Origin of the sequence: Arthrobacter zhaoguopingii, assembly GCF_009828595.1 — a bacterium.
Taxonomy (GTDB): Bacteria; Actinomycetota; Actinomycetes; order Actinomycetales; family Micrococcaceae; genus Arthrobacter_D; species Arthrobacter_D zhaoguopingii.
The window spans coordinates 270444-289765 of the sequence record NZ_WPNY01000001.1 but is presented as its reverse complement, the minus strand read 5'-3'; the positions used below and the strand labels follow the sequence as shown (position 1 = coordinate 289765).

11 protein-coding genes are annotated in these 19322 nt (G+C 65.9%); all 11 read right to left on the bottom strand.

The genetic code is table 11. From position 1 onward, the window contains the following. Positions 1 to 4: 4 nt before the first annotated feature. The 11 genes from rpsJ to GVV86_RS01340 all read right to left on the bottom strand — a co-directional run bounded on the left by rpsJ (position 5) and on the right by GVV86_RS01340 (position 19206). Positions 5 to 313: a 30S ribosomal protein S10 gene (gene rpsJ / locus GVV86_RS01390; RefSeq protein WP_026531952.1), complete on the bottom strand. Its 309-nt coding sequence runs from the start codon at positions 311 to 313 to the stop codon at positions 5 to 7. A gap of 652 nt (positions 314 to 965) precedes the next feature. After that, on the bottom strand, positions 966 to 1802 hold the full coding sequence (locus GVV86_RS01385; RefSeq protein ID WP_159800979.1) for a PDDEXK family nuclease: 837 nt from the start codon (positions 1800 to 1802) through the stop codon (positions 966 to 968). 906 nt (positions 1803 to 2708) lie between these two features. Then, on the bottom strand, positions 2709 to 3899 hold the full coding sequence (gene tuf / locus GVV86_RS01380; protein WP_120164739.1) for an elongation factor Tu: 1191 nt from the start codon (positions 3897 to 3899) through the stop codon (positions 2709 to 2711). Between the two features lie 209 nt (positions 3900 to 4108). Then, the gene (gene fusA, locus GVV86_RS01375) at positions 4109 to 6223 is read right to left on the bottom strand and encodes an elongation factor G (protein ID WP_159617667.1); all 2115 of its coding nucleotides are present in this window, start codon (positions 6221 to 6223) and stop codon (positions 4109 to 4111) included. An 84-nt stretch (positions 6224 to 6307) separates the two neighbouring features. Further along, on the bottom strand, positions 6308 to 6778 hold the full coding sequence (gene rpsG, locus GVV86_RS01370) for a 30S ribosomal protein S7 (protein WP_043440595.1): 471 nt from the start codon (positions 6776 to 6778) through the stop codon (positions 6308 to 6310). Between the two features lies 1 nt (position 6779). Continuing rightward, positions 6780 to 7154 carry a 30S ribosomal protein S12 gene (gene rpsL / locus GVV86_RS01365; protein WP_120164735.1) on the bottom strand — a complete coding sequence of 125 codons (375 nt, stop codon included), beginning with the start codon at positions 7152 to 7154 and terminating at the stop codon, positions 6780 to 6782. Positions 7155 to 7669: 515 nt separating this feature from the next. Continuing rightward, entirely contained in the window at positions 7670 to 11560 is a 3891-nt protein-coding gene (locus GVV86_RS01360) for a DNA-directed RNA polymerase subunit beta' (protein ID WP_159800977.1), read from the bottom strand. Between the two features lie 195 nt (positions 11561 to 11755). Further along, positions 11756 to 15265, bottom strand: coding sequence for a DNA-directed RNA polymerase subunit beta (gene rpoB, locus GVV86_RS01355; protein WP_159617669.1), 3510 nt, complete (start codon positions 15263 to 15265; stop codon positions 11756 to 11758). Between the two features lie 328 nt (positions 15266 to 15593). Continuing rightward, positions 15594 to 17240, bottom strand: coding sequence for a phytoene desaturase family protein (gene crtI / locus GVV86_RS01350; RefSeq protein ID WP_159800975.1), 1647 nt, complete (start codon positions 17238 to 17240; stop codon positions 15594 to 15596). Beyond that, positions 17237 to 18136: a phytoene/squalene synthase family protein gene (locus tag GVV86_RS01345; RefSeq protein ID WP_159800973.1), complete on the bottom strand. Its 900-nt coding sequence runs from the start codon at positions 18134 to 18136 to the stop codon at positions 17237 to 17239. The genes crtI and GVV86_RS01345 overlap by 4 nt, the downstream gene beginning before the upstream one ends. Positions 18137 to 18138: 2 nt before the next feature. After that, entirely contained in the window at positions 18139 to 19206 is a 1068-nt protein-coding gene (locus GVV86_RS01340) for a polyprenyl synthetase family protein (protein ID WP_159617672.1), read from the bottom strand. Positions 19207 to 19322: the final 116 nt, after the last annotated feature.

Here is a 19322-nt window from a genome sequence, read left to right as displayed (position 1 = left end):
TCCCTTACAGCTTGATTTCGATGTTCACGTCCGCAGGCAGGTCGAGACGCATCAGCGAATCAACGGCCTTAGGCGTGGGGTCAATGATGTCGATCAGACGCTTGTGAGTGCGCATTTCAAAGTGCTCACGGCTGTCCTTGTACTTGTGCGGGGACCGGATCACAACGAAAACGTTCTTCTCCGTCGGCAGCGGCACGGGGCCAACTACCGTAGCGCCTGCGCGCGTCACCGTCTCAACGATCTTCCGCGCTGAAACATCAATGACCTCGTGGTCATATGACTTCAGCCGGATGCGGATCTTCTGTCCCGCCATGGCGTCTCGACTCTCTCTCTACATGAAAACTGCCGGGGGCAGTTCCGGTACGTACATTGTCTGCGCCCGTTGTTCGGCGCTCCCCCACAGGCTGAATCCGGACGATTCCGGGTTCCTCACCCTGCTGAGGCTCCGACCCCCGCGCTCGGGCGTGTCGCGTTTTTCTCGACACACACACTCCGCGCATATCAGCCAGGCTGAACGGGATGGATTATATTTGGGCCACGCTGACCGGTGAACCTTGACCCTGCATCAGGCATTATCCTGACCGGGACCCGGGTCTCAAACCGCACGCGCAAGCACTTGAACAACTTGTCTAGTCTGGCAGAGATACCGTGCAAACGCCAATCCGCGGGGATTTGCGGCTCTCTGCGCGGCGTGTCGCGCCCGGTAAGCGGTGTGACCGGCCTCTCCCCCGGCCGTCAGCAGTGCGTAGGGTGCCGCGCCGGGCGGCGGGCGTGCCGACGTCGCCGGCTGCGCCCGATGACGACCCGCGCACCTGATCCCGACCAGCACGCCCGAAAACGACCTGCGGACCGGAAATATCGGGGCAGTTTGTCGTTTTCGGCGGTCGGTGCGGATTGCAACCACCCCTGCCGGGCACTGACACGCTGGCTGATGCGCCGGCGCGCTCCAGAGAGTCAGGTAGTTCCTATCCTCGGGCGCGGAGTACACGTCCCGGAATGATGGGCCGCCCCGGAACAAGGCCTGCCGAGGTGAGAAGCTCACGCAGGAGTGCGGGATCGCGAAGGTCGTCCCAGGTCCAGCGCACCACACGCAGTCCGAGCGCCCGCAGCCGGTCTTCCCTGCGCTTTTCCTCGATGACGACCTCGCTGGGGGTCCTGCCGTTGAGGAACTCCGGCTTCGAGTACTTCACCAGCCCATCGAACTCCCCCACGAGACGTGCCTCCGGCCAGTAGAAGTCGACGCGGCCGATGAATCCCCGAGCATCACTGAACACCCGCTGCAGTTCCGGCGCCGGGAAGCCCATCACCATCATCTGCACCCGGCTTAGCGACTCCCCCGGTGACTCGGCGTCGCCGCAGGCAAAATCGAGCACCGCTGCAATCCGAGTCCGGGCGGCAGCCGTCCGCGCCATCTGCGCCAGCTCGGATACCCTTGCCAGATCAGTCGTCCCCCGACGCAGCGCGTCATCGAGAGCGAGAACTCCGGCAGGGAAACCCGAACCGATGGCTAGGGCGACGATCGTCGACTCGAGCGAAGTCACCTGCAGCCCGGAAATGCGGACCACCGGGGGCGCAGTCATCGAGCTGCAATGACGCCGGACCCCTCCGCGCGAGTGCGCCGAGCCGTCGGGGAGTTGCTGGACATGCACGTGGGAAGGGACCGTGACAAGCGGTAGTCCATGGACCAGCGCCGCCGTTTCACGGCAGAAGACGGGCGGGTGGTCCGCTGTCAGGTGCACGGCCAGGACCCTCATTCGATAGCGGTCCCAGCGATCGAGGGCGGCCCATCTTTTGCTGGTCACATAGAGCCCCTGCCGGATCCGAACCAGGTCTCCGGCTGCGCAGCTCCGCTGGAGCGATCGGGAGCTCAGGCCCTGAGCCGAGAGTTCCGCAGTAGACAGCACGAAAGTTCTGAGCGTGGAATACGTCGTCATGCCTCAACATTGACGGCAGGGCCTCTGTCCGCCAGCCGTGGCCGTCGTTATGTGGATCGGCAACCGCATCCGGGCCGGCGGAGTGCTGCTCGCGAGTACCCTTCCCGTTCGACGTCGTCGCCACAGGGTGCGACCTCTGTACCCGATTGCGACAAACGGACCGGATAAATCCGGCGCCGCCGTCGCTTTCGAGTACCCGGGACGCAACCGCCCCCGGGAACCTCCCCCGGTGACCGCCTTGCGGTTGCGCCACCGCCGCCGCACACTGCGACCGGCGTACCTGAATGCGACCGGCGGACCCTATTGCGACGCGCGGACCCGACAAATCCGGCGCCGCCGTCGCTTTCGGGCACCCGGGACGCAACCGGCCCTGGGAACCCTCCCCCGATGACCGCCCGAGGGCAGCGCCACCGCCGCCGCACACTGCGACCGGCGTACCTGAAGGCGACCGGCGTCCCCGATTGCGACGTGCGGACCCGATTGCGACGCGCGGACCCGACAAATCCGGCGCCGCCGTCGCTTTCCGGCACCCGGGTCGCAACCGTCCCCGGGAACCTCCTCCGGGGCTGCCGGCCCGCGGGGCCACCGCCGCCGCACACTGCGACCGGCGTACCTGAATGCGACCGGCGTACCCGATTGCGACAAACGGACCGGATAAATCCGGCGCCGCCGTCGATTTCGGGCACCCGGGACGCAACCGGGAGCGGTGCACACAAAAGGGCCCCGCTGCCGAAGCAGCGGGGCCCTTCCGTTAAGACTCAGGCAGTCGGAAGACTACTTGATGATCTTGGTGACACGTCCCGAACCAACGGTGCGGCCGCCTTCGCGGATAGCGAAGCCGAGGCCCTCTTCCATTGCGATCGGCTGGATGAGCGCAACGGTCATCTCAGTGTTGTCGCCGGGCATAACCATTTCAGTACCCTCGGGGAGGGTGATGACGCCGGTTACGTCCGTGGTGCGGAAGTAGAACTGCGGGCGGTAGTTCGAGTAGAACGGGTTGTGACGCCCGCCCTCGTCCTTGGCCAGGATGTAGACGTTGGCCTCGAAGTCGGTGTGCGGGGTGATCGAACCCGGCTTGACGATGACCTGGCCGCGCTCGACATCTTCGCGCTTGATGCCGCGGAGCAGCAGGCCACAGTTCTCGCCAGCCCATGCTTCGTCGAGCTGCTTGTGGAACATCTCGATACCGGTAACCGTGGTCTTCTGGACCGGACGGATGCCGACGATCTCGACCTCGGAGTTGATCTTCAGGGTTCCACGCTCGGCGCGGCCCGTTACAACGGTGCCACGGCCGGTGATGGTGAAGACGTCCTCGACAGGCATGAGGAAGGGCTTGTCCTTGTCGCGGATCGGGTCCGGAACGGACTCGTCCACAGCAGCCATCAGGTCCTCGACGGACTTGACCCACTGGGCGTCGCCCTCGAGGGCCTTCAGGCCGGAAACGCGGACGACGGGAGCTTCGTCACCGTCGAAGCCCTGCGCGCTGAGCAGCTCGCGGACCTCCATCTCGACGAGGTCAAGCAGTTCCTCGTCTTCGACCATGTCGGACTTGTTCAGCGCGACCAGCAGGTAGGGAACACCAACCTGGCGGGCGAGCAGAACGTGCTCGCGGGTCTGGGCCATCGGACCGTCGGTTGCGGCAACAACGAGGATGGCGCCATCCATCTGTGCCGCACCGGTGATCATGTTCTTGATGTAGTCAGCGTGACCGGGAGCGTCTACGTGTGCGTAGTGGCGCTTCTCAGTCTGGTACTCAACATGCGAGATGTTGATGGTGATGCCGCGCTGCTTCTCCTCGGGAGCCGAGTCGATCGACGCGAAGTCACGCTGCTCGTTGAGAGTGGGGTACTTGTCGTAAAGCACCTTGGAAATGGCAGCCGTCAACGTCGTCTTTCCATGGTCAACGTGACCGATGGTGCCGATGTTAACGTGCGGCTTAGTCCGCTCGAACTTTGCCTTCGCCACGGGTTCCTCCTAGAACGTTTGAGAAGATTTGCTTCCCAGCCGCGCTTTTCGCAGCTGAAACTCATGCAAGTCTACTTGGGGGCTTTGGTTTTCTTGAAATTGCAGGGTACTGCCGGCCCCGAGGGGCCGTTGGCTGGTGGAGGGCCGGCGGACGGGATGTCCGCCGGCCCCGCCGGATGCCTCAGCCGTTGCCGACCGGGGATCCGAAGTTACTCACCGCGGGTCTTCTGGATGATCTCGTCGGCAACAGCCTTGGGGACCTCCGAGTAGCTGTCGAACTGCATCGAGTACACGGCGCGGCCCTGGGTCTTGGACCGCAGGTCGCCGATGTAACCGAACATTCCGGACAGGGGCACGAGGGCGCGGATGACCTTTACGCCGCTTGCGTCCTCCATGGACTGCATCTGGCCGCGGCGGGAGTTCAGGTCGCCGATAACTTCGCCCATGTACTCCTCGGGCGTGCGGACCTCAACATCCATGAGCGGTTCGAGCAGCACCGGCTGCGCCATCCGAGCGGCTTCCTTGAACGCCATGCGACCGGCGATCTTGAAGGCCATTTCGGAGGAGTCGACGTCGTGGTAGGCGCCGTCAAGCAGCGTCGCCTTGATGCCGACAACCGGGTAGCCGGCGAGCACGCCGTCGTTGAGGGCATCCTGGATGCCTGCATCAACGCTGGGGATGTACTCGCGCGGAACGCGTCCACCGGTGACCTTGTTGTCGAAGGTGTACAGCTCGCCTTCGGCGGTGTCCAGCGGCTCGATCGCGATCTGGATCTTCGCGAACTGGCCCGATCCACCGGTCTGCTTCTTGTGCGTGTAGTCGTGCTTGGCGACCGTGCGCTTGATCGTTTCGCGGTAGGCGACCTGAGGCTTGCCCACGTTCGCCTCGACCTTGAATTCGCGGCGCATGCGGTCCACCAGGATGTCCAGGTGGAGCTCGCCCATACCGGCGATGATCGTCTGTCCGGTGTCCTCGTTGAGGGAGACCTGGAAGGTCGGGTCCTCGGCCGAGAGCTTCTGGATAGCCGTCGACAGCTTCTCCTGGTCGCCCTTGGTCTTGGGCTCGATCGCAACCGAGATCACGGGCTCCGGGAAGCTCATGGACTCGAGGACGATCTGGCTGCCGGAATCGGAGAGGGTGTCACCGGTGGTGGTGTCCTTCAGCCCGATCGCTGCGTAGATGTGGCCGGCCAGCGCCTCGTCAACAGGGTTTTCCTTGTTGGCGTGCATCTGGAACAGCTTGCCGATGCGCTCCTTCTTGCCCTTGGTGGAGTTGACCACCTGGGTGCCGGCGGAGACCTGTCCGGAGTACACCCGAATGAAGGTCAGCTGGCCGAAGAACGGGTGGGTCGCAACCTTGAACGCCAGGGCCGAGAACGGCTCGTCGGTGCTCGGCTTGCGGGTCATCTCGACGGTCTCGTCGCGGGGGTCGTGACCGACCATGGCGGGAACGTCGAGCGGGGACGGCAGGTAGTCGACGACGGCGTCAAGCATCGGCTGGACGCCGCGGTTCTTGAACGCGGAGCCGCAGAGGATCGGGTAGACCTCGGAGGCGATCGTCATCTTGCGGATGCCGGCCTTGATTTCCTCGACGGTGAGTTCTTCACCCTCGAGGTACTTGCCCATGAGGTTGTCGGAGGACTCTGCCACGGTCTCGACGAGCGCGGCGCGGTATTCCTCGGCCTTTTCCTTGAGATCGGCGGGGATCTCCTGGACCTCGTACTTGGCACCCATCGTCACGTCGCCCTTGGCGTCGCCCGGCCAGACCAGGGCGCGCATTTCGATCAGGTCGACGACGCCGATGAAGTCGTTCTCGGCACCGATGGGCAGCTGGAGGACCAGCGGCTTGGCGCCGAGGCGGCTGATGATGGTGTCGACGGTGAAGTAGAAGTCGGCACCGAGCTTGTCCATCTTGTTGACGAAGCAGATGCGGGGAACTTCATACTTGTCGGCCTGGCGCCAGACGGTCTCGGACTGGGGCTCAACGCCCTCCTTGCCGTCGAACACGGCGACGGCGCCGTCGAGGACGCGCAGTGAGCGCTCAACCTCGACGGTGAAGTCAACGTGGCCGGGGGTGTCGATGATGTTGATCTGGTTGTTGTGCCAGAAGCTGGTCACGGCGGCAGACGTGATGGTGATGCCGCGTTCCTTTTCCTGTTCCATCCAGTCGGTCGTCGAGGCGCCGTCGTGGGTCTCGCCGATCTTGTGGTTTACACCCGTGTAGAACAGGATGCGCTCGGTAGTAGTGGTCTTGCCGGCATCGATGTGCGCCATGATGCCGATATTGCGGACCTTTGTAAGGTCTGTAAGCACGTCCTGTGCCACGGTGTCTCCCTTTTGACGAAGATGGAGTTCTGCTGGACCCCCGGGCGGGAACTGCCGATCGGCAGGCCCCGCCGGGAGCTCGTTTTACCAGCGGTAGTGTGCGAAGGCCTTGTTGGATTCGGCCATCTTGTGCGTGTCTTCGCGGCGCTTGACTGCGGCGCCGAGGCCGTTGGAGGCGTCGAGGATTTCGTTCTGCAGGCGCTCGGTCATCGTCTTCTCGCGGCGGGCCTTGGAGTACCCGACCAGCCAGCGGAGGGCGAGGGCGGTCGAACGCCCCGGCTTGACCTCGACGGGAACCTGGTAGGTGGCGCCACCGACACGGCGTGAGCGGACCTCGAGGGTCGGCTTGACGTTGTCCATTGCCTTCTTCAGTGCTGCGACGGGGTCGCCGCCGGACTTGGCGCGTGCGCCTTCGAGTGCACCGTAGACGATGCGCTCGGCGGTGGACTTCTTGCCGTCGACGAGAACCTTGTTGATCAGCTGAGTGACCAGGGGGGAACCGTAGACGGGATCTACAACGAGCGGCCGCTTCGGGGCCGGGCCCTTACGAGGCATATTACTTCTTCTCCATCTTTGCGCCGTAGCGGCTGCGGGCCTGCTTACGGTTCTTGACGCCCTGGGTATCCAGCGCCCCACGGACAATCTTGTAACGGACACCCGGAAGGTCCTTCACACGTCCGCCGCGCACCAGCACGATGGAGTGTTCCTGAAGGTTGTGCCCAACACCGGGGATGTAGGCGGTGACTTCGATGCCGCCGTTGAGACGCACGCGGGCAACCTTGCGGAGCGCGGAGTTCGGCTTCTTCGGGGTGGTCGTGTAGACGCGGGTGCAGACGCCGCGCTTCATCGGGCTGCCCTTCAGTGCGGGCGCCTTGGTCTTGGCGACCTTCGGTGACCGGCCCTTGCGGACCAGCTGGTTAATCGTAGGCACTTTCGTGTTCTCCGTAATGTCTCGGATGAGTTCTCTGTTAGCCCGACCCTGCGGTCATCCGAAACCCCGGGGGCAGCGGACCACCCGTGAGCGGGGGTTCTCAGTCGTTTGGCGCCGCCTGACTAGCTGCCGCAAAACGACCGTAGGCGTGCAAAAATGTGGCATTCGTTGTACAAGATCCCTACAACACGGAGATACGTTTCGCAACGCCAATCCACTGCCACACAAACAATTGAGGTCAAGTCTAGCAGAGATTGGGCCGCGGCCGCGCCGCTCCCCCTCCCCTGGCCCGGAAACACGCGGATCGAGGCGGTGGAATGCTCCGCTGACGGCGGCGCATGAAGCCGCGACGACGACGGCGGCAGCTGGGGGCCGCGGCGGCTGCTGCCGGAACCGGGCGGGCGTCCCGGGCCCCCGAAACCAGACCGGGACACCGGGAACGGGGAAGGCCCCGGACCGTTTCGGGTCCGGGGCCTTCCGCCGTGTTCTACCGCTGCTCGCGCAGCGCGGGCTTCCTAGCGGAAGTCGTTGCCGAGGTCGTAGTCATCCAGGGGGATGGCGTGGAACTCGGGGTTCATTCCGCCCTCGACGCCGGCGTAGTCGAAGTCGCTGAACGCGCTCGGACCGGTGAAGAGGTTGGCCTTGGCTTCCTCGGTGGGCTCGACCGTGATCTTCGTGTAGCGGTCCAGGCCGGTTCCGGCCGGGATGAGCTTACCGATGATCACGTTCTCCTTCAGGCCCAGCAGCGGATCGCTCTTGCCTTCCATGGCGGCCTGCGTGAGAACACGCGTGGTCTCCTGGAAGGAAGCGGCCGACAGCCACGACTCGGTGGCGAGTGAGGCCTTGGTGATGCCCATGAGCTCGGGACGGCCTGAGGCCGGCTTCTTGCCCTCGGACACCACGCGGCGGTTCTCGTCCTCGAAGCGGCGGCGCTCGGCCAGCTCTCCGGGGAGGAGATCCGATTCACCGGACTCGATGACGGTCACGCGGCGCAGCATCTGCCGGACGATGACTTCCACGTGCTTGTCGTGGATGCCGACACCCTGGCTGCGGTACACGCGCTGGACCTCGTCCACCAGGAACTCCTGGGCCTTGCGCGGGCCGAGGATACGCAGGATCTGCTTGGGGTCGACCGCACCGAAGACGAGCTGCTGCCCGACCTCGACGTGCTCGCCGTCGGCGACCAGCAGGCGTGCACGGCGCAGGACCGGGTACGCGATCTCCTCCGAGCCGTCGTCAGGGGTGACCACCAGGCGAAGCTGCTTCTCGGCATCCTCGATGGTGACGCGCCCTGCAACCTCGGAGATCGGGGCGACACCCTTGGGTGTGCGCGCCTCGAAGAGCTCCTGGATACGGGGCAGACCCTGGGTGATGTCCTCGGCCGAGGCAACACCACCGGTGTGGAAGGTACGCATGGTCAGCTGCGTGCCGGGCTCACCGATCGACTGTGCGGCGATGATGCCGACGGCCTCTCCGATGTCCACGGTCTTGCCGGTCGCAAGCGAACGGCCGTAGCAGAGGGCGCAGGTTCCGACGCTCGACTCACAGGTCAGCACGGAGCGGATCTTGATCTCGGTGACACCCGCGGCGAACAGCTCGCCGATCAGGACGTCTCCGACGTCGGAGCCGGCAGCCGCCAGCACCTCGCCCTTGGAATCGACGACGTCGGTGGCCAGCGTACGGGCGTACGCCGAGTTCTCGACCTCTTCGTGCAGGACCAGTTCACCGTTGGCGTCAGGCACCGCAATGGTGACCTTCAGGCCGCGCTCGGTGCCGCAGTCGTCCTCGCGGACGATGACGTCCTGGGACACGTCCACGAGACGGCGGGTCAGGTAACCCGAGTTCGCCGTACGCAGCGCGGTGTCCGCAAGGCCCTTACGGGCACCGTGCGTCGCGATGAAGTACTCCAGCACCGACAGGCCCTCACGGTAGGAGGACTTGATCGGACGCGGGATGATCTCACCCTTGGGGTTCGCCACCAGGCCGCGGATACCGGCGATCTGCCGGACCTGCAGCCAGTTACCACGGGCACCGGAGGACACCATGCGGTTGATGGTGTTGTCCTTCGGCATTGCCTCGCGCATGGAGGCTGCCACCTCGTTGGTTGCCTTGTTCCAGATGTCGATGAGCTCCTGACGGCGCTCCTCGTCGGCGATCAGGCCCTTGTCGAACTGCGACTGGACCTTGGCGGCCTGCGTCTCGTAGCCCTCCATGATTCCGGCCTTGTTGATCGGCGCGGAGATGTCGGAGATGGCGACGGTGACACCGGAGCGCGTGGCCCAGTAGAAGCCGGCGTCCTTGAGGTTGTCCAGCGTCGCGGCGGTGACGACCTTGGGGTAGCGCTCCGCGAGATCGTTGACGATCGTGGAGAGCTGTCCCTTGTCGGCGACCTTCTCGACCCAGGGGTAGTCCTCGGGAAGGGTGTCGTTGAACAGGACCTGCCCGAGGGAGGTCTCGATCAGCGCCGGGGTGCCCGGCTCCCAGCCCTCAGGCGCGGAGGTGTCCGCGCTGGGGACGAAGTTGGGAACGCGGATGCGCACCACGGAGTTCAGGTGCAGCTCGCCGGCGTCGTGCGCCATGATGGCCTCGGCGGGGCTGGTGAACACGCGGCCTTCGCCCGCACTGCCCTCACGCTTGGTGGTGAGGTGGTGCAGACCGATGATCATGTCCTGCGACGGGAGGGTCACGGGGCGGCCATCGGAGGGCTTCAGGATGTTGTTCGAGGAGAGCATCAGGATGCGCGCCTCGGCCTGGGCCTCGGGGCTCAGCGGCAGGTGCACTGCCATCTGGTCGCCGTCGAAGTCAGCGTTGAAGGCGGCGCAGACCAGCGGGTGGAGCTGAAGGGCCTTGCCTTCAACCAGCTGGGGCTCGAACGCCTGGATGCCGAGGCGGTGCAGGGTAGGTGCACGGTTCAGCAGCACGGGGTGTTCGGTGATGATCTCTTCGAGAACGTCCCAGACCTGCGGGCGGTAGCGCTCGACCATCCGCTTGGCGCTCTTGATGTTCTGCGCGTGGTTGAGGTCAACCAGGCGCTTCATCACGAACGGCTTGAAGAGCTCCAGCGCCATCTGCTTGGGCAGGCCGCACTGGTGCAGCTTCAGCTGCGGGCCGACGACGATCACGGAACGGCCCGAGTAGTCGACGCGCTTGCCCAGGAGGTTCTGGCGGAAGCGTCCCTGCTTGCCCTTGAGCATGTCGGAGAGCGACTTCAGCGGACGGTTGCCCGGCCCGGTGACGGGACGGCCGCGGCGGCCGTTGTCGAACAGGGAGTCAACGGCTTCCTGCAGCATGCGCTTTTCGTTGTTCACGATGATCTCGGGGGCACCGAGGTCGAGCAGGCGCTTGAGGCGGTTGTTCCGGTTGATCACGCGGCGGTACAGGTCGTTGAGGTCGGACGTCGCGAAACGGCCGCCGTCGAGCTGGACCATCGGGCGCAGTTCCGGCGGGATCACCGGGACGGCGTCGAGCACCATGCCCAGGGGGCTGTTGGTGGTGGTGAGGAACGCGTTGACGACCTTCAGGCGCTTCAGGGCACGCGTCTTGCGCTGGCCCTTGCCGTTCTGGATGATGTCGCGGAGCATCTCGGCCTCGCCGGGCATGTCGAAGTTCTCAAGACGCTTCTTGATCGCTTCGGCACCCATGGAGCCCTCGAAGTACAGGCCGTAACGGTCGCGCAGTTCGCGGTAGAGGCCCTCGTCGCCTTCGAGGTCGGCGACCTTGAGGGTCTTGAAGCGCTCCCACACCTGGACCAGGCGCTCGATGTCGGCGTCGGCGCGCTTGCGCACGTTGGCCATCTGACGGTCCGCGGAGTCGCGGGCCTTCTTCTTGTCGGCGGCCTTGGCGCCCTCGCCCTCGAGGCGGGCAAGCTCGTCCTCAAGGTCCTTGGCGATCGCGGCGATGTCGGAGTCGCGCTGGTCGATCATCTGCTTCTTCTCAAGGTCGTGCTCGGCCTGGAGGTTCGGCAGTTCGGCGTGACGGTTCTCTTCGTCGACCGAGGTGATCATGTAGGCAGCGAAGTAGATGACCTTCTCAAGGTCCTTCGGTGCAAGGTCGAGCAGGTAGCCAAGGCGTGAGGGAACACCCTTGAAGTACCAGATGTGCGTGACGGGAGCGGCGAGCTCGATGTGGCCCATGCGCTCGCGGCGCACCTTGGCACGGGTGACCTCGACGCCACAGCGCTCACAGATGATGCCCTTGAAGCGCACGCGCTTGTACTTGCCGCAGTAGCACTCCCAGTCGCGGGAAGGGCCGAAGATCTTCTCGCAGAAGAGGCCGTCCTTCTCGGGCTTGAGCGTGCGGTAGTTGATGGTTTCCGGCTTCTTGACCTCGCCGTAAGACCAGCCGCGGATTTCGTCCGCGGTGGCAAGGCCGATTCGCATGAGGCCGAAGGAGGATTCGCTGGACATATGGTCCCTGTTCTCTCTTTGTTCTCTAAATTCTTGAAGTCTTGTGAGGGTGCGGTGGGAAGTGCTGGCGGTGGCCGGGTGTCTGGCCCGGCGCCTGGAACGGCGGCAACGAAATTTCCTCGGCCGCGGACGGCCTCCGAAATATTAAAGCCGCCTTCCTCCAGGCGCCGGACCAGACAGGGTCCGGATGTCGCCTTAGACTTCCTCGACAGAACTCGGCTCGGCCCGTGACAGGTCGATGCCCAGTTCCTCCGCGGCCCGGAAGACTTCTTCATCCGAGTCACGCATCTCAATCGTCGTGCCGTCGGTGGAGAGGACTTCCACGTTCAGGCAGAGCGACTGCATTTCCTTGATCAGCACCTTGAAGGACTCGGGAACGCCCGGCTCGGGGATGTTCTCGCCCTTGACGATCGCTTCGTAGACCTTGACGCGTCCGTGGATGTCATCCGACTTGATCGTCAGAAGTTCCTGGAGCGTGTAGGCGGCGCCGTAGGCCTCGAGGGCCCAGACTTCCATCTCACCGAAGCGCTGTCCGCCGAACTGCGCCTTACCGCCCAGCGGCTGCTGCGTGATCATGGAGTACGGTCCGGTGGAGCGTGCGTGGATCTTGTCGTCAACAAGGTGGTGCAGCTTCAGGATGTACATGTAGCCGACGGAGATCGGGTCCGGGAACGGCTCGCCGGAGCGGCCGTCGAACAGGCGCGCCTTGCCGGACTCGCCGATCAGGCGCTGGCCGTCGCGGGTCACGTTGGTCGAGTTGAGCAGACCGACGATCTCGTCCTCGGTGGCGCCGTCGAACACGGGGGTCGCGACGGTGGTAGAGGCGACCTCGCGGGGCAGGTTCGGGAGGTTCTTGACCCAGTCGGGCTCCCCTTCGATCTTCCAGCCCTGCTTGGCGGCCCAGCCCAGGTGGATCTCCAGGACCTGTCCGACGTTCATGCGGCCCGGAACACCCAGCGGGTTCAGGACGATGTCGACGGGGGTGCCGTCCTCGAGGAACGGCATGTCCTCGATCGGCAGGATCTTGGAGATGACGCCCTTGTTGCCGTGGCGGCCGGCCAGCTTGTCGCCGTCGGTGATCTTGCGCTTCTGCGCGACGTAGACGCGGACGAGCTGGTTGACGCCCGGGGGCAGCTCGTCGTCGTTGTCGCGGTCGAAGATGCGCACGCCGATGACGGTTCCCGACTCGCCGTGGGGAACCTTCAGGGAGGTGTCGCGGACCTCGCGGCTCTTCTCACCGAAGATGGCGCGCAGCAGGCGCTCCTCCGGGGTGAGCTCCGTTTCACCCTTGGGGGTGACACGGCCGACGAGGATGTCGCCCGCCTCGACCTCGGCACCGATGTGGATGATGCCGCGCTCGTCGAGGGCACCAAGGACCTCTTCGGAGACGTTGGGGATGTCGCGGGTGATTTCCTCGGCACCAAGCTTGGTGTCGCGGGCGTCGACCTCGTGCTCCTCAATGTGGATCGAGGTCAGCACGTCGTCGGAGACGATGCGCTGCGAGAGGATGATCGCGTCCTCGAAGTTGTGGCCTTCCCAGGACATGAACGCGACGAGCATGTTCTTGCCCAGGGCCAGTTCACCCTGGTCGGTGGAGGGACCGTCGGCGATGATCGAGTTGTACTCGACGCGGTCGCCCTCGCCCACCAGCACACGCTGGTTATACGCGTTGCCCTGGTTGGAGCGGGCGAACTTCATGATCGGGTAGCTGGTCTCGGTGCCGTCGTCGTTGAGCACGGTGACGAGGTCGGCGGAGACTTCGCGCACGACGCCGGCCTTGGCGGCGGTGACGGCGTCCCCGGCGTCGACGGCGGCGTACTTCTCCATGCCGGTGCCCACGAGCGGACGCTCGGAGCGCAGCAGGGGAACGGCCTGGCGCTGCATGTTCGCACCCATGAGGGCGCGGTTAGCATCGTCGTGCTCGAGGAACGGAATCAGGGCCGTTGCCACCGACACCATCTGGCGCGGGGAAACGTCCATGTACTCGACCTCGTCGGCGGCGACGAGCACGGGCTCGCCGGAGCCGCCGCGGGTACGCACCAGGACCATGTCCTCGACGAACTTGCCCTTGGCGTCGAGCGGGGCGTTGGCCTGTGCGATCAGGCGCTCCACCTCGTCATCGGCGGTCAGGTAGTCGATCTGGTCGGTGACGATACCGTCGACGGCCTTGCGGTATGGGGTCTCAATGAACCCGAACGCGTTGATGCGTCCGTAGGAGGCCAGCGAACCGATGAGGCCGATGTTCGGGCCTTCAGGGGTTTCGATGGGGCACATACGGCCGTAGTGCGACGGGTGGACGTCACGGACCTCCATGCCGGCGCGGTCGCGGGACAGACCACCCGGGCCCAGCGCGGACAGGCGGCGCTTGTGCGTCAGTCCGGCGAGCGGGTTGTTCTGGTCCATGAACTGCGAGAGCTGGGAGGTTCCGAAGAACTCCTTGATCGCAGCGACGACCGGACGGATGTTGATCAGGGTCTGCGGCGTGATCGCCTCGACGTCCTGGGTGGTCATGCGTTCGCGGACGACGCGCTCCATGCGGGACAGGCCGGTGCGGACCTGGTTCTCGATGAGCTCGCCGACGGCGCGGATGCGGCGGTTGCCGAAGTGGTCGATGTCGTCGACCTCGACGCGCAGCTCGACGTCTTCGCCGTCGCGCTTGCCGCCGATGGTCTTCTCACCGGCGTGCAGGGCCACGAGGAACTTGATCATTGCGACGATGTCGTCGATGTTCAGCACCGACGCATCTGAGTCGGTGAGGTCCTTGTCGATGCCGAGCTTGCGGTTGATCTTGTACCGGCCGACCTTGGCCAGGTCGTAACGCTTGGGGTTGAAGTACAGGTTGTCCAGCAGGGTCTGGGCAGCCTCAACCGTCGGCGGCTCTCCCGGGCGCAGCTTGCGGTAGATGTCGAGCAGGGCGTCCTCACGGGTTTCCGTGGCGTCCTTCTCCATGGTGGCGCGGATGGAGTCGTACTCGCCGAAGGTCTCGAGGATCTGGCCTTCGGTCCAGCCGAGGGCCTTGAGCAGCACGGTGACGGACTGCTTGCGCTTCCGGTCGAGGCGGACGCCGACCTGGTCGCGCTTGTCGATCTCGAGCTCGAACCAGGCGCCGCGGGACGGGATGATCTTCGCGCTGAAGATGTCCTTGTCGCTGGTCTTGTCGGCGGTGCGCTCGAAGTAGGCGCCGGGCGAACGGACCAGCTGCGAGACGACGACACGCTCGGTGCCGTTGATCACGAAGGTGCCCTTGTCCGTCATCAGCGGGAAGTCACCCATGAACACGGTCTGCTGCTTGATCTCGCCCGTGTTGTTGTTCATGAACTCGGCCTTGACGTACAGCGGAGCCGAGTACGTTGCGTCACGGTCCTTGCACTCGGCCATGGTGTACTTCGGGTCGGCGAACTCCGGCTCGGAGAAGCTCAGGGACATGGTGCCCTGGAAGTCCTCGATTGGTGAGATCTCTTCGAAGATGTCGGCCAGACCGGAGGTCGTGGCTACGCCCTGAAGTCCCTTCTCCAGTGCTTCTTCAACGCGCGCCTTCCAGCGCTCGTTGCCGACCAGCCAGTCAAAGCTGTCGGTCTGAAGGGCGAGGAGATTCGGAACATCGAGGGGTTCGTGAATCTTTGCGAATGAGAGCCGGGGTGCGGCGCCGTCGGCGTCGACCTGGCTGTTAGCGGTTGCATTATTAGAGGTGCTCGAGGCGACCAAGAGGGATCCTTCCACAGACCTTCAGGCTTGTCAGCGATCCGCCCTCAGCACCACCGCCGCAGATTGGTGCGGGGATCGAGTGCTAACCTGATGTCTCCACGCGTCATCTGAACCAAGTGGCCCGTTAAATGACGAGAGCAGAACAAAGCCCACCGCTATATGAAGGCTGAGGTTTAGAGGGAAGACGCAAATCCCAACACTACGGGACTCCTAGCGCAATGTCCAATGCCGCGTCAACCTCGCCACGCCCCCGGAGTGTCATCTCCCCGATCCGCGGCGGGTGTGCACTCCCCCTGCGGGGACCCGCCCGCCCGGAATTCGCCCGCCGTCAGGCCGCCGGCTCCGGCAGCGGACCGGTCGAGGTGTCGGAGCGCAGCCGCTTCACCACGAGCTCGGCGCTGATCAGGCACATCGGGATGCCGATGCCGGGCACCGTGGAGCTTCCCGCGTAGTAGAGCCCCTCCACCTTCCGGCTGCGGTTCGATCCGCGCAGGAACGCGCTCTGCCGCAGCGTATGTGCCGGGCCGAGGGAGGTCCCCCGCCAGGCGTTGAGGTCGGAGGCGAAGTCCCGCGGACCGTAGGTGCGCCGGAGCACGACCCGTTCGGCGAGGTCCGGTATGTGCGCCCATTCGGCGATCTGCGCGATCACCGCGTCGGCAAGCTCCTCGACCCGCGCGTCCCCGCCGCGGTCCACGCCCCCGCCGCCGACGCCGACGTCGGCGGGGATGGGCACCAGGACGAAGACGTTCTCGTCGCCCGCCGGGGCCACCGACGGGTCGGTGGCGCTGGGGCGGCAGACGTAGAGCGAGGCCGGGGACGGGATGGAGGTCTCGGCGCCGAAGATCCGCCCGAAGTTGTCTTTCCAGTCGGCGGTGAACAGCAGTGTGTGGTGCTCGAGCTGCGGCAGGGAGCCCTTCACGCCGAGGTAGAGCAGCAGCGCGCTGGGCCCCGGAACCCGCCGGGACCAGTACTTCTCGGGGTAGGTCTGCCGGTCATCGGGGAGCAGGACCGTCTCGGTGTGGTGGAGGTCGGCGGCGGAGACCACGATGTCCGCCTCCACCCGGTGCACGGCTCCCCCGGACCGGTAGCTGACCCCGGTGACCCGGGCGCGGGGACGGCGGGGGCCCCGCCGTCGGGAGGAACCAGGGTGCGCGGCGGCCGTATCGATGGGGTCGGTGTCGATGGAGACGACGTCGGCGCCGGTGCGGATCTCCACGCCGGCCTCCTCGGCGACCCGCGTCATCGCCGAGATCAGGGAGGTGAACCCGCCCATCGGGTAGAGCACGCCGTCGTCGAGGTCCAGGTGGCTCATCAGGTGGTACATGCTGGGGGCGTCGAACGGGGAGCTGCCGAGGAAGACCGCCGGGTAGCCGAGGATCTGCCGCAGCCGCGGATCGGCGAACCGGCTGGCCACGAATCCGGAGAGGGGCTGCAGCAGCAACCGGACCAGCTTGGGCAGGCGGACCAGGACATCGGGTCGAAGCAAGGGCAGGAAGGATTCGAACGTGGAGTACAGGAAGCGCCGCTTGGCGATCGTGTAGGTGTCCTCGGCCGAGTCCAGGTACTTCTCCAGCGCCTCCCCCGCGCCGGGCTCGAGGGATTCGAAGAGCTTCACCACGGCCGGGCGGTCGGCCGGGACGTCGACGGCCTCGCGGTTCTGCTCGAAGATCACCCGGTAGCCGGGGTCGAGCCGGATCAGCTCGAGCTGCTCCGCGGCGGAGGTGCCCATCAGCTTGAAGAAGTGGTCGATCACCTCGGGCATGAGGTACCAGGACGGTCCGGTGTCGAAGCGGAACCCGCCGGCCTCCCAGGACCCGGCACGGCCGCCCACCCGGTCCTGCTTCTCGAGCAGGGTCACGGTGTGCCCTTCGGCGGCCAGCAGCGCCGCCGTGGCGAGCCCGCCGATTCCGCCGCCGATGACGGTGACCCGCCGGCCGCCGACGCGGGACGTTCCGGTGTTTCCCTGGACGCTCATGGTGTCCTCTCCTTCAGATAGCTTTCCGGCGCCGAACTTCCGGCCAGGGTCCGCGCCAGGATGCGCAGCTTCACCGCGTTGGGCACCCGGATGCGGGCCCGGAGCAGCTCCTCGGCCGGGGTGCGCCGCAGCCGCAAGGCCAGTTCGGTGAAGAGGGCCTGGGCCAGGGCGACGGCCCGGCGCGGTGCAGGGGGAAGGCCGGGCAGGCTCGCCAGGGAGATCCGGAGGTCCTCGTCGATATCGTCGAGCAGGCGGTGCTTGTCCTGCTCGGAGAAGGAGCCCGGCCGGATGCCGGGAAAGTAGCTGCGGCCCAGCGTGGAGAAGTCCTCGGCGAGGTCGCGCAGGAAGTTGATCTTCTGGAAGGCCGCCCCGAGGTGCCGCGCCCCGTCCGCAAGGATCTCTTCCTGCGCCGGATCGGTGGGGCGCCCGGCCAGGAACGCCTTGACGCACATCAGTCCGACCACCTCCGCGGAGCCGTAAACGTACCGGGAGAACGACTCGGGAGTGTGTTCGCGCTGGGTGATGTCGGCGCGCATCGACGCAAAGAAGGGCCGGGTGAGGTCCGTGCCGATGCCGGTGGCCCGGGCGGTGACGGCGAAGGCGTGGACCACGAGGTTGGCGCTGTACCCGGTGTCGAGGGCGGTTTCGGTCTCACGCTCCAGCGCGTCCAGCATCGCTTCGACCTGCCCGGCGTTGAGCCCGGCGGCGGCGGCCGGCCCGTCGACGACCTCGTCGGCGACCCGGACCAGGGCGTAGACGGCTTCGATCCGCGCCCGGGTGGGGCCGTCGAGGAGCCGGCAGGCCAGGCCGAACGACGTCGAATAGCAGCGGATCACCTCGGCCGAGGTCTTCAGGGCCGCGGCGTTGTACCGCTCGAGCGCTGTCGTGTTTGCCATGGTCACCGTGTCCTGTCCACGGCCGCTGAGGCCACCGGTTGAAGTACGTCGCGCAGCCCGCGCGGCACGAGGTCGGAGTCGAGGTGGCGCCGGGCGCGGGAGGCGTAGTCGACGGCGAGCCCCGCCGAGTACTCGCGGGCCCCCGAGTCTTCGAGGACCCGGCGGACGTAGTCGGCGTCGGCGGCGGACATCGCCGGCGACCCGACGAGGGAGGAGATTTCCTCCCATTCCGGGCGGTCCGCGACGAAGGACATCAGGGCCGTCCGCTTGCCTTCGCGCAGGTCCCCCCAGTTCGTCTTGCCCGTGCGGGATTCACTGCCGAAGACGCCCAGCAGGTCGTCGGCGATCTGGAACGCGATGCCGGCGTCGCGGCCGAAGTCGCCCAGGCAGTCCACCAGGGGGTCCTCCGCACCGGCGAGCACCGCCCCGGCCTGCAGGGGCCCTTCGAAGGAGTAGACGGAGGTCTTCAGCCGGGCCATGTTAAGGATGTCCTCGAGGGGTGGCATCCGCGGGGCGAGTATCGCTTCGATGTCGAGGTATTCCCCCGCCGCCGAGGCGAACACGGCCTCGTCGAGGATCTCGTTGAGCCGGCGGTGGGTCGCCGGTCCCGTGCGCACCCGGTCGAGGAGCCGGTAGGCGTTGGAGAGCGCGAGGTCCCCGGCAATGACCCCGGCGGAGAACCCGACGTGGTCGGCCGCGGCGGGCGCCATGCCGGCGTCGCGCGCGATCGCTCGGTAGCGGCCCGACACGTTGGGGACGCCGCGGCGCACGAAGTCCCGGTCGATCACGTCGTCGTGAATGATGAACGCCGTGTGCAGCAGTTCGAAGGACGCACCGACCAGGGCGGCGCTGGCCAGGTCCGTTCCACCCAGCAGGGAGTAGGCGGACAGCACCAGGCGGGGACGGAAGCGTTTGCCGCCGGCGGTGCACGTCTCAAGCGTTTCCCACAGCCCCAGGTAGCCGGGGCCCACCGCTGCGGCCCGCTGGCGGGACCTCTCAAAGAAACACCGGAGCACGTCCTCGACCTGCTCAAGCCCGTCCGGCTCGACCAACAGATCGTCGATGTTCATAGGTAAAGTAAACACGGACAAGCCGCCTTCAACTAACCAGGCGGACCACCGCACGGCCGGGCAGCACTCCGCCGTGGGAAAACCTTCCGGAATCCTTGCGGGAGACGATCGGGATG

What these genes read in the sequence shown, in the direction of transcription:
- rpsJ (WP_026531952.1), bottom strand. Translation starts at nt 313, where the DNA reads ATGGCGGGACAGAAGATCCGCATCCGGCTGAAGTCATATGACCACGAG.
- GVV86_RS01345 (WP_159800973.1), bottom strand. Translation starts at nt 18,136, where the DNA reads ATGGCAAACACGACAGCGCTCGAGCGGTACAACGCCGCGGCCCTGAAG.
- crtI (WP_159800975.1), bottom strand. Translation starts at nt 17,240, where the DNA reads ATGAGCGTCCAGGGAAACACCGGAACGTCCCGCGTCGGCGGCCGGCGG.
- rpsG (WP_043440595.1), bottom strand. Translation starts at nt 6,778, where the DNA reads ATGCCTCGTAAGGGCCCGGCCCCGAAGCGGCCGCTCGTTGTAGATCCC.
- GVV86_RS01340 (WP_159617672.1), bottom strand. Translation starts at nt 19,206, where the DNA reads ATGAACATCGACGATCTGTTGGTCGAGCCGGACGGGCTTGAGCAGGTC.
- GVV86_RS01360 (WP_159800977.1), bottom strand. Translation starts at nt 11,560, where the DNA reads ATGTCCAGCGAATCCTCCTTCGGCCTCATGCGAATCGGCCTTGCCACC.